Here is a 12916-nt window from a genome sequence, read left to right as displayed (position 1 = left end):
TTCGCACGAGGAAACACAATGAGCCAGATCATCGAACTCAAAGTACCGGACATCGGCGGCCACGAGAACGTCGACGTCATCGAGGTCTTCATCCAGCCGGGCGCCACCGTGTCCGTCGACGACTCGCTGATTACCCTGGAAACCGACAAGGCGACCATGGAAGTGCCGGCCGAGGTCGCCGGCATCGTCAAGGACCTGCTGATCAAGGTCGGCGACAAGGTCTCCGAAGGCAGCGTGATCGCCCGCGTCGAAGTCGCCGGCGCCGCTGCCGCCGCCCCGGCCCCCGTCGCCGAGGCCCCGAAGGCCGCCGAAGCCGCTCCGGCTCCGGCCGCCGCGCCGGCCGCCGCCGCGCGCGTCGAAGTGACCGTGCCGGACATCGGCGGTCACGCCGGTGTCGACGTGATCGAAGTGGCCGTCAAGGTCGGCGACGAGATCGCCGTCGACGACAGCCTGATCACGCTGGAAACCGACAAGGCGACCATGGAAGTGCCGTCGACCGCCGCCGGCCGCGTCGTCGAAGTGAAGGTCAAGGTGGGCGACAAGGTGAGTCAGGGCGACCTGATCGTCGTCGTCGAAGGCGCCGGCTCGGCCAACGTGGCCGCTGCTCCGGCCGCTGCCGAGGCACCGAAAGCCGCTCCCGCTCCGGCCGCCGCGCCGGCGCCGGTTGCCGCCCCGGTCGCTGCCGCGCCGGTTGCCGCCGCCGCGATCGACGAAGCCAGCTTCGCCAAGGCCCACGCCGGTCCGTCCGTGCGCAAGCTGGCGCGCGAGCTGGGCGTCAACCTCGGCCAGGTCAAGGGCAGCGGCCGCAAGGGCCGCATCGTCGACACCGACGTGAAGGCCTTCGTGAAGGGCGTGCTGACCGGCCAGATCACCGGCGTGGTGCCGGGCGTCGCCGCACCGGCCGCCGCCGCTGGCGCCGGCCTCGACCTGTTGCCGTGGCCGAAGGTCGACTTCGCCAAGTTCGGCCCGGTCGAGACCAAGCCGCTGACCCGCATCCAGAAGCTGTCGGGCGCCAACCTGCACCGCAACTGGGTGGTGATCCCGCACGTCACGTTCAACGACGAGTGCGACATCACCGAGCTGGAAGACTTCCGCAAGCAGATCGGCAAGGAGTGGGAAAAGTCGGGCCTGAAGCTCAGCCCGCTGGCCTTCATCATCAAGGCCGCCGCCGAGGCGCTCAAGGCCTTCCCGACCTTCAACGCCTCGCTCGACGGCGACAACCTGGTGCTCAAGCAGTACTACCACATCGGTTTCGCCGCCGACACGCCGAACGGCCTGGTCGTCCCGGTGATCAAGGACGTGGACAAGAAGGGCCTGAAGGAAATCGCCCAGGAACTGACCACGCTGTCGGGCCTCGCGCGCGAAGGCAAGCTCAAGCCGACCGACATGCAGGGCGCCACCTTCACCATCTCGTCGCTCGGCGGCATCGGCGGTTCGAGCTTCACGCCGATCATCAACGCGCCGGAAGTCGCGATCCTCGGCGTGTGCAAGTCGCAGGTCAAGCCGGTGTGGAACGGCAAGGAATTCGCGCCGCGCCTGATGTGCCCGCTGTCGCTGTCCTTCGACCACCGCGTGATCGACGGCGCCGCCGCGGCCAAGTTCACCGTCCATCTGGGCAAACTGCTGGCGGACATCCGTCGTCTCGTTCTGTGAGGCGTGGGCGGGGCGTGAAGCCCCGCCAACGTTGGCCGAGCCCCGGCGTGCGCCGGGGCCGGCCCCTCACTGCCTCGTCAGGAATAAAGACAACATGAGCCAACTGATCGAATTGAAAGTGCCGGACATCGGCGGTCACAGCGGTGTCGACGTGATCGAGGTGTTCGTCAAGGCAGGCGACACCGTCGCCGTCGAAGAGTCGCTGATCACCCTGGAAACCGACAAGGCGACCATGGAAGTGCCGGCCAGCCACGCCGGCGTGATCAAGGAAGTGAAAGTGTCCGTCGGCAGCAAGGTCTCCGAAGGCGACGTGATCGCCCTCGTCGAGGCTGCCGGCGCCGCCGCCGAGGCGCCGAAAGCCGCCGCCCCGGCCCCGGCCGCCGCGCCGGTCGAAGCACCCAAGGCCACGCCGCAAGCGGCTACCCACGCCGGCGGCGCCGACTTCGAGTGCGAAATGCTGGTGCTCGGCGCCGGCCCCGGCGGTTACTCCGCCGCGTTCCGCTCGGCCGACCTCGGCATGAAGACCATCCTCGTCGAGCGCTACGCGACGCTGGGCGGCGTGTGCCTGAACGTCGGCTGCATCCCGTCGAAGGCGCTGCTGCACAACGCGGCCGTGATCGACGAGGTCGCGCACCTCGAAGCGAACGGCATCAAGTTCGGCAAGCCCGAGATCGACATCGACCAGCTGCGCGGCTACAAGGAAAAGGTGATCGGCAAGCTGACCGGCGGCCTGGCCGGCATGGCCAAGGCGCGCAAGGTCGACATCGTGCGCGGCATCGGCACCTTCATCGACCCGCACCACATCGCGGTCGACCTGACCACCGGCAGCGGCAAGGACCTGAAGAACGAGCGCGTCGTCGTCAAGTTCCAGAAGGCGATCATCGCCGCCGGCAGCCGCGTCGTGAAGCTGCCCTTCATCCCGGAAGACCCGCGCATCGTCGACTCGACCGGCGCTTTGGAACTGAAGTTCGTGCCGAAGAAGATGCTGGTCATCGGCGGCGGCATCATCGGCCTCGAGATGGGCACCGTGTACTCGACGCTGGGCGCGCGTCTCGACGTGGTCGAGATGATGGACGGCCTGATGCAGGGTCCGGACCGCGACCTGGTCAAGGTGTGGCAGAAGATGAACGAACACCGTTTCGACAACATCATGCTGAACACCAAGACCACCGCCGTGGAAGCCCGCGAAGACGGCATCTACGTGACCTTCGAAGGCGAGAAGGCGCCGAAGGAACCGCAGCGTTACGACCTGGTGCTGGTCGCCGCCGGCCGCGCGCCGAACGGCAAGAGCATCGGCGCCGAGAACGCCGGCGTGGTCGTCACCGACCGCGGCTTCATCCCGGTCGACAAGCAGATGCGCACCAACGTGCCGCACATCTTCGCGATCGGCGACATCGTCGGCCAGCCGATGCTGGCGCACAAGGCGGTGCACGAGGCGCATGTCGCCGCGGAAGTCGCCCATGGCGAGAAGGCCTACTTCGACGCGCGCGTGATCCCGGGCGTGGCCTACACCGATCCGGAAGTGGCATGGGTCGGCATGACCGAGGCGCAAGCCAAGGCCGAAGGCATCAAGATCGAGAAATCGGTGTTCCCGTGGGCCGCTAGCGGCCGCGCGATCGCCAACGGTCGCGACGAGGGCTTCACCAAGCTGATCTTCGACGCCAATACCCATCAGGTGATCGGCGGCGGCATCGTCGGCACCCACGCCGGCGACATGATCGGCGAGATCTGCCTCGCGATCGAGATGGGCTGCGACGCGACCGACATCGGCAAGACCATCCACCCGCACCCGACGCTGGGCGAGTCGATCGGTATGGCCGCTGAAGTCGCGCACGGCAGCTGCACCGACCTGCCGCCGCAGCGCAAGAAGTAAGCGGCAGCGTCAGGCAAGCAAAACGGCGGGGATCTCCCCGCCGTTTTTTCGTGCGCGCCCGGCCCGGCGGGGTGAAGCGCGCTTGCCCGTGCCGGGCCGGAAATGCCAAGCGAATTTTGCCGTCGCGCGCCGGATTCTTTACCATGGGGCCGGTCTGCGACACGAAGCCGAACATGCCGTCGATCCCTTCCCTGAGGCTGCTGGCGCTCGCCGCCGTCCTCGCCGTTTCTCCCGTCCACGCCGCGCTCGACTACACGGTGCGCGTCGACGCGCCGTCCGGGCTCGCCGAGCTGCTGACGAGCCACCTCGAACTGATCACCCGCCGCGACGACCCGGACATGGACGAGGCGCTGCTGGCCGCGCTGCTCGAGGCGACGCCGGGCGAGGCGCGCGCGTTGGCCGAGACCGCCGGCTACTTCAAGACCCAGGTCAAGGTCGACAAGGACGGCGACCAGGGCTACGTCGTACGCGTCGACGCCGGCGAGCCGGCGCTGATCGCCGACGTCACCGTGGTGCTCGACGGCCCTGTCCGCCAGGAGCCCGACTACCAGCAGCGCTTCGCCGCCGCGCTCGAGGCCTGGTCGCTGCCGCTGGGGGCGCCGTTCTCGCAGGGCGACTGGACCGACAGCAAGCGCGCGGTGCTGCGGCTGCTGACCGCCGACCGTTTCCCGTTCGCACGGCTGGCCGACAGCCGCGCCGAGGTCGACCCCGACAGCGGCCGCGTCGAGCTGACCGCGCGCTACGACAGCGGCCCGCGCATCGAATTCGGGCCCTTGAGCGTCTCCGGGCTCGAACGCTACCCGCAGCGCATCGTCGAGGGCCTCGCCGACTTCCGCGACGGCGACCCCTACCGGCTGGCCGACCTGATCGGCCTGCAGAACGCGATCGAGCAGGATCCGCACTTCGCCGGCGCGGTGGTCAGCGCCGACTTCGACGCGGTCGCGAACGGCCGCGTGCCGGTTCACGCGGCGGTTACCGAACAGCCGCGCCAGAAGGTCGAGCTCGGCCTGCTGTACTCGAACAGCGACGGCCCCGGCGTGCGCGCCGGCTACGAACACTACAACCTGTTCAAGCGCGCGCTGACCGGCTCGCTGTTGGCCGATATCAAGGAAAACCAGCAAAAGTTCGCGGTCGGCCTCGGCTTTCCGCGCAACCTGTCCGGCTATTCGCACAGCGTCAACCTGTCTTACGAGGACAGCCTGGTGCAGGGCCTCGATACCGAGACGCTGTCGGGCGGGCTGTGGCGCATCCGCCAGCGCGGCGACATCAGCGCGCGCTACGGCGTCGAGTTCGAGAGCGAGCGTCGCACGCTGGGCGGCGTCGAGAGCGACAAGCTGTTCGCGACCATGCTCAGCTACGTCTGGACGCGGCGCGCGCTCGACAACCCGCAGCGCCCGCGCAGCGGCCACCTGCTCGAGGGGCAGCTGACCGGCACGCTCGGCGGCGCGCTGTCCGACACCTCCTTCGTGCGCGGTTATGGCCGCGCCGCCTATTACTGGACACCCGACCGCCGCTTCGGGACCGTCGTCGTGCGCGGCGAGCTCGGCGAGGTATGGGCGGCCGACTCCGACCGGGTGCCGTCCAGCCGCCTGTTCCGCACCGGCGGCGCCGCCTCCGTGCGCGGCTACGAATTCGAGAGCCTCGGCGTGGCCGGGCCGAACGGCTCGGTCGACGGCGGCCGCGTGCTCGCCGTCGCCAGCCTCGAATACCAGCTCCCGCTCACTCGCACCGTCTCGGGCGCGCTGTTCTACGACGCCGGCGACGCCGCGCAGAACTGGGCCAGCTTCGACGCGGCCGGCGGCTACGGCGTCGGCGTGCGCTGGGCCAGCCCGGTCGCGCCGTTCGCGCTCGACATCGCCCGCGGCGACCGCGACGGCAAGATCCGCTGGTATCTCGGTCTGGGGGTGGCCTTCTGATGGACGACACGCCGATCCGCGACGACGCGCCGCCGCCGACCCCGCCGCAGGGCGAGACGCCACCGCCCGCGCCGCGCCGGCGTCGCGTCGTCCGCACCGCGCTCGTCGTCGGCTTCCCGGTGCTCTCGGCGCTGCTCGTCGCGCTGGCGTGGCTGACGGCGACGCCGGCCGGCTTCGCGACGCTGACGCGCCATCTGGACACCTTGAGTGGCGGCCGGCTCGCGGTCGCCGAAGGGCGCGGCACGCTGTGGGACGGCTTCGAGCTGTCCGGCCTCGTCTGGCAGAGCGAATACGAGCGCGTCGAGCTCGACCGCGTCGCGCTCGACTGGCGGCCGCGCGCGCTGTGGCGCGGCGAGCTGTGGGTCGAGCGGCTGGCGCTCGGCCACCTGAAGTCGACCGCGCTGAAACCGTCGCCGACGCCGCCGGCCGGCGCGCCCGACAGCCTCGGGCTGCCGCTGGCGGTGCGGCTGGACGCGCTGACGCTGCAGAGCGTCAGCCGGGACGGGCAGGCGCAGTTGTTCGACGTCGAGGCGGCCTACCGCTACCGCGACGACGTCCACCGCGTCGAGCTCAAGCGGCTCGGCAGCCCCTGGGGCAGGGCAGGGGCGACGCTGTCGCTCGGCGCGGTGCGGCCGTTCGCCTTGTCGGGGCGGCTGACGGCCGACGGCGAACTCGAGGGGCGCGCGGTCGCCGCCGCGTTCACCTTGTCGTCCGACCTGCTGTCGCCGCGGCTGGCCGGGACGGTGACGGGCGAAGGCCTGTCGGCCGAGGTCGACGGCCGGCTCGCGCCGTTCGCGCCGCGCGTCTACCACAAGGTGCGCGCACTCGACGTGCGCGTCGGCGGCGTCAACCCGCGCGCGCTGAATCCCGCCTGGCCGGCCGCCCGCCTCAACCTCGCGCTGCTGCTGCGCCCGGCCGACGGCGACGCGCTCGTGGGCGGCGTCACGGCGAGCAACCTCGAACCGGGCGCGCTGTCCGCCGACCGGCTGCCCTTCGACCTCGTCGCCGGCCGGGTCGCCGTCGACGACGCGGGCTTCACTGTCGAGGACGCGCTGGTGCAGCTGCTCGCCGGCCGCGTGAACGTCGCCGGCCGCGTGGCGGGCGACGCGCTCGACTTCACGGCGACCTTGAGCGACGTCGGCCTCGCCGCGCTGCACGAGAAGGCGCCGGCCGACACGGTAGGCGGACGGATCGCCCTGGGCGGCTCCGCCGCCGCGCCGCGCGTGGCCTTCGCGCTGGCCGGCCGCACGCTGTCGGCGGACGGCCGGCTGGCGCTGTCCGGCGGCGGTGCGCCGCGCACGCTCAAGCTCGAGGCGCTGCGCCTCGGTACCGGCCCGGTCGGCGGACGCGGTGAGCTGGCGCTGGCCGGCGAACTCGGTCTCGACGGCCCGCAGCGCTTCGCGCTGGCCGGCAATCTGCGCGGCGTCGACGTCGCGCGGCTGATGAAGGGCCTGCCGACGAGCGAGCTGAACGGCAAGTTGTCGGCGAGCGGCAATCTGGCCGCGCCGCTGTCGGCCAAGCTGTTGCTCGAGCTGGCCAACAGCCGGCTGTCGGGGTCGCCGCTGGCGGCGCGCATCGACGCGGCCTTGCTCGGCCAACGTCTGACCCGGCTCGCGGCGCGCGTCGCGTTGGCCGAGAACCGTTTCGACGCCAACGGCCGCTGGGGCGCGCCCGGCGACGCGATCGCCGTCAAGCTCGACGCGCCGGCGCTGTCGCGCATCGGCCCGGGCTTCGCCGGTTCGGCGCGCGGCGAGCTGACGCTGTCGGGCAGCAGCGCCGCGCCGCAGCTCGCGGCGCGCCTGCGCGTCGACGGCCTGGCGGCTCCCGGCGGCGTGCGGGCGCAGCGGCTCGACCTCGACGGCGACGTGCGCGTCGGCGGCAACGCGCCGTTCAAGCTCGCGCTCGCGGCCAGCGACGTCGCCGTGCCGGGGCAGACGATCGACACGCTCCGCGTCGACGCCGACGGCAACCGCGGCGCGCACCGTATCGAGGCGGCCGGCGCGCTCAAGCTGCAGGGGCGGCCGCACACGCTGGCGCTGTCGGCCAACGGCGGGCTCGCGCCCGACGCGCTGGTGTGGCGCGGCACGGTCGAACGCCTCGCGCTGTCCGGCGAGCTCGGCCTGCGCCTGTTGAGCCCGGCGAAGGTTTCCGCCGCCGCCGACGCGGTGTCGCTGTCGGCGACGCGCTTCGCGCTCGCCGGCGGCACGGTGCGGCTCGACGCCTTCGACTGGCGCGCCAGCGGCGCGGTCCGCACGCGCGGCGCGCTCGACACGCTGGCGCTCGCGAGGCTCGAGCCGTGGCTGAAGCTGCCCGTCGAACAGAACCTGGTGTTCGCCGCCGACTGGGACCTGACGCTCGGCGCCGGCGCGCGCGGCACGCTCGCGCTGCGCCGTCAGGCCGGCGACGTCGTCGCGCCCGGCCGCGACGGTCGCAAGGCCGTGCTCGAGCTGGGCAAGAGCGAGTTGGCCGTGCGCCTCGCCGGCGGGCGTGCGCTGGTCGATGTCGCCGTCGAAAGCCGCTTCGCGACCGTCGACGGACAGCTGAGCCTCGCCGCGCCGACCGGCCTGCCGCAGATGAACGCGCCGATGAACGGCCGCGTGCGGCTGGCGGTGGCCGAGCTGGCGCGGCTGACGGCGCTGACCGGGCCGGGCATGACGCTCAGCGGCGCGGTCGCCGCCGACCTGCTGGTGTCGGGCACGCCGGCCGCGCCCTTGTGGCGCGGCAGCGTCGCCGGCAGCCGGCTGGGCTTTGTCGACAGCAAGAGCGGCCTGAAGCTGGAAGACGGCGTGCTCGCCGCGCAGATCGACGGCCGCGAGATCCGGCTCGAGCAGCTGCGCTTTGCCGGCGGGCGCGGCGAGGTGGTCGCCGCCGGGCGTTTCCGCGCCGGCGACGCGGGCGCCGAGGCGAACGCGAAGATCGAGTTCCGCCAGTTCGCGCTGCTGAGCAGTCGCGAGCGGCGGCTGGTGGTGTCGGGCGTCAGCGAGATCGCGCTGACGCCGCAGGGCGTGCTCGTCAGCGGACGGCTGCGCGCCGACCGCGGCCGCATCGACCTGCCGAAGGAAGGCGCGCCGACGCTGTCCGACGACGTGGTGGTCAAGGGGCGCGACAAGGCGCCGGCCGACGGCGCGCCCAGCCTGCCGATCACGCTGGCGCTCGACCTGGACCTCGGCGACCGCTTCCGGCTGAGCGGCCAGGGCCTGAACGTGTCGCTGACCGGCACGGTCCGGCTGGCGGCCAAGCCCGGCGAGGCGCCGACCGCGCTCGGGCAGGTCCGCGTGGTCGAGGGCCGCTACAAGGCTTACGGCCAGGACCTCGACATCGAGCGCGGCGTGATCACCTTCGCCGGCCCGCTCGACAACCCGAGCCTGTCGGTGCGCGCCAAGCGCCGGCTGTCGCCGGTCGGCGCCGGCGTCGAGGTGACGGGGACGGTGTCCGCGCCGAATGTGCGGCTGATCGCCGACGAGGCGATGAGCGACAAGGACAAGCTCGCCTGGCTGGTGCTCGGGCGCGCCGCCAGCACCGGCGGCGGCGACGACGTCGCGCTGGCGGCCAGCGCCGGCGCCTTCCTCGCCGGCAACATCAACGACCGCGTCGGCCTGTTCGACGACCTGGGGCTGAGCAGCCGCGGCGAGAAGACCTACGCCGACGGCCGCGTCAGCCCGGCCGAGCAGATCCTCGTCGTCGGCAAGCAGCTGACGCGCGAGCTGTTCGTCGGCTACGAGTACGGGATACGCAGCGCCAAGCAGGCGTTCAAGTTCTCCTACCAGTTCAGCAAGAGCTGGTCGGTCGTGCTGCGCGCCGGCAACGTCGATTCGTCGGTCGAGACCCGCTTCACGCGGCGCTTCGACTGAGGGCGGGACAGCCCGACGTTGGCCGAGCCTGACGGCGCCGGGTGCTTGCGCTACAATGGCGGCCGGAAGCCAACCAGACAGTCGCCGCATCCTTTGGTGGATGGGGAGGAAAGTCCGGGCTCCACAGGGCGGGATGCCGGCTAACGGCCGGACGCCGCGAGGCGATGGAAAGTGGAACAGAGAGCGGAACCGCCGATGGCCCCCGAACGCGCGAGCGGAGCGGGAACAAGGCACAGGCAAGGGTGAAAAGGTGGACCCTTTCGGGGGCGGCCGGGGAAACCCGGCCCGGTAAGAGCGCACCGCGGACGTGGCAACACGGACGGCAGGCTAAACCCCATCCGGAGCAAGACCAAATAGGGGTGCGATGGCGTGGCCCGCGCTGCACCCGGGTAGGTTGCTTGAGCCTGTCGGCAACGGCAGGTCTAGAGGAATGACTGTCCACGACAGAACCCGGCTTACCGGTTGACTTCCCCCTCACACGACGGCGGACGCCCCACGCGGGCGCCCGCCGTTTTCACGTTCAGGGCGATTATTTCCGGCTATCGGCCCTGCCTAAAAAATAATCAAAAAGGTTTTTACCGGCCGCGCGAAAAGCTATACAATGGCGGCCCTTTTCGACCGCAAAGCCATCTCCAGACCCATGCGCATCGGGCCTTACACGCTGAAGAACCGGTTGATCGTCGCGCCGATGGCCGGCGTCACCGACCGCCCGTTCCGCATGCTGTGCAAGCGGCTGGGCGCCGGCATGGCGGTGTCGGAGATGATCACCTCGAACAAGGCGCTGTGGACCACGCCCAAGACGCTGCGGCGCGCCAACCACGACGGCGAGGTCGAGCCGGTCGTGGTGCAGATCGCCGGCGCCGACCCGGCGCAGATGGCCGAGGCGGCACGCCTGAACGTCGCGCACGGCGCGCAGATCATCGACATCAACATGGGCTGCCCGGCCAAGAAGGTGTGCAACGTCGCCGCCGGTTCGGCGCTGATGCAGCACGAGGACCTGGTCGCGCGCATCCTCGACGCGGTGGTCAGGGCGGTCGATGTGCCGGTGACGCTCAAGACCCGCACCGGTTGGAGTCGCGCCAACAAGAACGTGATGAAGATCGCGAGGTTGGCCGAGGATGCCGGCATCGCCGCGCTGGCGCTGCACGGGCGTACGCGCGAGGACATGTACAAGGGCGAGGCCGAGTACGACACCATCGCCGCGGTCAAGCGTGCGATCGCGATCCCGCTGGTGGCCAACGGCGACATCGACAGCCCGCAGAAGGCACGCTTCGTGCTTGAAAAGACCGGCGCCGACGCGATCATGATCGGCCGCGCCGCGCAGGGCCGGCCGTGGATCTTCCGCGAGATCGACCACTATCTGAATACCGGCCAGTTGCTGCCGCCGCCGCGCGTCGACGAGATCCGCGACGTGCTGCTGGAGCATCTGGACGAGCTATACCGCTTTTACGGCGAATACTCGGGCTGCCGGGTCGCGCGCAAGCATATCGCCTGGTACACCCGCGGGCTGGCCGGTGCGAACGCGTTCCGGCAGGCGATGTACCAGCTCGAGAGCACCGAGACGCAAAGGGCGGCGGTCGCGGCCTATTTCGACCGCCTCGCCGAGAGCGGAGAACGCCTCAGCTACCTTGACGAGGGGGCGGCCGGGGATGTGGACAACTAAAACGCTGACACCAACAACAACCATGCAAAGCAACGACCATATCGCCCAGACCATCCGGCTCGCGATGGAACAGTACTTTCGCGACCTGGACGGCGAAACGCCGTCGGCCATCTACGACATGGTGCTCGCCTGCGTGGAAAAACCGTTGATCGAGGTGGTGCTGACGCAGACGCAGGGCAACCAGACGCGGGCGGCCGAGTTGCTGGGGCTGAACCGCAACACGCTGCGCAAGAAGATGAAGAATTACGACCTGATCTGACGCCGAAAGGGCCGCCGCGAGGCGGCCTTTGGCTTTTTCGGGTGTCGCTTCACGCAAAGTTTTTCGATATTGAAGTTTTAAATCAACCAGACTGGAACGCAGAATCATGAGCAAGATCCAACGTGCCCTCCTCAGCGTGTCGGACAAGACCGGCGTCGTCGAATTCGCGCGCGGCCTCGCCGCGCAGGGCGTCGAGCTGCTGTCGACCGGCGGCACCGCCAAGCTGTTGGCCGACGCCGGCATCGCCGTGACCGAGGTGTCCGACTACACCGGCTTCCCGGAAATGCTCGACGGCCGCGTCAAGACGCTGCACCCGAAGGTGCACGGCGGCATCCTCGGCCGCCGCGACCTGCCCGAGCATGTCGCCAAGATGGCCGAGCACGGCATCGGCAACATCGACCTCGTCTGCGTCAACCTCTACCCGTTCGAGGCGACCATCGCCAAGGCCGACTGCACGCTGGAAGACGCGATCGAGAACATCGACATCGGCGGCCCGACCATGGTGCGCTCCGCCGCCAAGAACTGGGCCCACGTCGCCATCGTCACCGACGCGGCCGACTACGAGGCGCTGATCGCCGAGATGGCGGCCAACGGCGGCGCGCTGGCGAAGGCGACCCGCTTCAAGCTGGCCAAGAAGGCGTTCACCCACACCGCCGCCTACGACGGCGCGATCTCGAACTACCTGACCAGCCTGACCGAGGACTCGATCGAGGGCGTGCCCGAGCAGTTCGCCTTCCCGAACCGCCTGAACGCGCAGTTCGTCAAGGTGCAGGACATGCGCTACGGCGAGAACCCGCACCAGGCCGCCGCCTTCTACCGCGACCTCGACCCGGCGCCGGGCAGCATCGCCCACTACAAGCAGCTGCAGGGCAAGGAACTGTCGTACAACAACATCGCCGACGCCGACGCGGCGTGGGAAGCGGTCAAGACCTTCGACGCGCCGGCCTGCGTGATCGTCAAGCACGCCAACCCGTGCGGCGTCGCCGTCGCGGCCGACCCGCTGACCGCCTACCGTCTGGCGTTCGCCACCGACACCACGTCGGCCTTCGGCGGCATCATCGCCTTCAACCGCGAAGTCGACGCCGAGGCGGTCGAAGCCGTCACCGGCCAGTTCCTCGAGGTGCTGATCGCCCCGGCCTTCACCGACGAGGCCAAGGCCCTCATCGCCGCCAAGAAGAACGTGCGCGTGCTGGAAGTGCCGCTGGTCGCCGGCGCCAACCGCTTCGACATGAAGCGCGTCGGCGGCGGCCTCTTGGTGCAGACGCCCGACCTGAAGAACGTCGGCGCGGGCGAGCTGCGCGTGGTGTCCAAGCGAGCCCCGACCGAGCAGGAAATGGCCGACCTGATGTTCGCGTGGCGCGTCGCCAAGTACGTGAAGTCGAACGCGATCGTGTTCTGCAAGAACGGCCAGACCGCCGGCATCGGCGCCGGCCAGATGAGCCGCGTCGATTCGACCCGCATCGCCGCCCGCAAGGCGCAGGACGCCGGTCTGAGCCTCGCCGGCGCGGTCGCCGCGTCGGACGCGTTCTTCCCGTTCCGCGACGGCATCGACGTGATCGCCGAGCAGGGCATCAAGGCGATCATCCACCCGGGCGGTTCGATGCGCGACGAAGAAGTGTTCGCCGCCGCCGACGAGCACGGCATCGCGATGGTGCTGACCGGCACCCGCCACTTCCGCCACTGAGACCGGTTGGGGAAGCG

The 12916-nt window shown here is 70.4% G+C and carries 7 protein-coding genes and 1 other RNA gene; all 8 read left to right on the top strand.

Going from position 1 to position 12916, the window contains the following annotated elements:
* The first annotated feature begins 18 nt into the window (after positions 1-18).
* The 8 genes from aceF to purH all read left to right on the top strand — a co-directional run bounded on the left by aceF (position 19) and on the right by purH (position 12899).
* A complete protein-coding gene (gene aceF / locus EV683_RS05620; protein ID WP_131862123.1) occupies positions 19-1653 on the top strand; it encodes a dihydrolipoyllysine-residue acetyltransferase in 1635 nt (544 codons plus the stop codon).
* 94 nt (positions 1654-1747) lie between these two features.
* Positions 1748-3526 carry a dihydrolipoyl dehydrogenase gene (lpdA, locus tag EV683_RS05615; RefSeq protein WP_131862122.1) on the top strand — a complete coding sequence of 593 codons (1779 nt, stop codon included), beginning with the start codon at positions 1748-1750 and terminating at the stop codon, positions 3524-3526.
* A 173-nt stretch (positions 3527-3699) separates the two neighbouring features.
* Complete coding sequence (locus EV683_RS05610; RefSeq protein ID WP_131862121.1) at positions 3700-5442, top strand: autotransporter assembly complex protein TamA; 1743 nt, start codon at positions 3700-3702, stop codon at positions 5440-5442.
* On the top strand, positions 5442-9293 hold the full coding sequence (locus EV683_RS05605; protein WP_131862120.1) for a translocation/assembly module TamB domain-containing protein: 3852 nt from the start codon (positions 5442-5444) through the stop codon (positions 9291-9293). The genes EV683_RS05610 and EV683_RS05605 overlap by 1 nt, the downstream gene beginning before the upstream one ends.
* A 65-nt stretch (positions 9294-9358) precedes the next feature.
* Positions 9359-9767, top strand: an RNA gene (gene rnpB / locus EV683_RS05600) — RNase P RNA component class A.
* 166 nt (positions 9768-9933) lie between these two features.
* A complete protein-coding gene (gene dusB, locus EV683_RS05595) occupies positions 9934-10956 on the top strand; it encodes a tRNA dihydrouridine synthase DusB (protein ID WP_066611264.1) in 1023 nt (340 codons plus the stop codon).
* A gap of 22 nt (positions 10957-10978) precedes the next feature.
* Positions 10979-11215, top strand: coding sequence for a helix-turn-helix domain-containing protein (locus EV683_RS05590; RefSeq protein WP_066611120.1), 237 nt, complete (start codon positions 10979-10981; stop codon positions 11213-11215).
* A gap of 106 nt (positions 11216-11321) precedes the next feature.
* Positions 11322-12899: a bifunctional phosphoribosylaminoimidazolecarboxamide formyltransferase/IMP cyclohydrolase gene (gene purH, locus EV683_RS05585; RefSeq protein WP_131862119.1), complete on the top strand. Its 1578-nt coding sequence runs from the start codon at positions 11322-11324 to the stop codon at positions 12897-12899.
* Positions 12900-12916 lie beyond the last annotated feature (17 nt).

Origin of the sequence: Crenobacter luteus, from assembly GCF_004345725.1 — a bacterium.
Lineage (GTDB): Bacteria > Pseudomonadota > Gammaproteobacteria > Burkholderiales > Chromobacteriaceae > Crenobacter > Crenobacter luteus.
Note: the sequence above shows the minus strand (reverse complement) of the source record. Positions and strands in the feature narration are given on the sequence as shown.

Excerpts from the sequence above, each read along its gene's own strand:
- dusB (WP_066611264.1), top strand. The coding sequence starts at position 9,934 with ATGCGCATCGGGCCTTACACGCTGAAGAACCGGTTGATCGTCGCGCCG.
- EV683_RS05605 (WP_131862120.1), top strand. The coding sequence starts at position 5,442 with ATGGACGACACGCCGATCCGCGACGACGCGCCGCCGCCGACCCCGCCG.
- lpdA (WP_131862122.1), top strand. The coding sequence starts at position 1,748 with ATGAGCCAACTGATCGAATTGAAAGTGCCGGACATCGGCGGTCACAGC.
- purH (WP_131862119.1), top strand. The coding sequence starts at position 11,322 with ATGAGCAAGATCCAACGTGCCCTCCTCAGCGTGTCGGACAAGACCGGC.
- EV683_RS05610 (WP_131862121.1), top strand. The coding sequence starts at position 3,700 with ATGCCGTCGATCCCTTCCCTGAGGCTGCTGGCGCTCGCCGCCGTCCTC.
- aceF (WP_131862123.1), top strand. The coding sequence starts at position 19 with ATGAGCCAGATCATCGAACTCAAAGTACCGGACATCGGCGGCCACGAG.
- EV683_RS05590 (WP_066611120.1), top strand. The coding sequence starts at position 10,979 with ATGCAAAGCAACGACCATATCGCCCAGACCATCCGGCTCGCGATGGAA.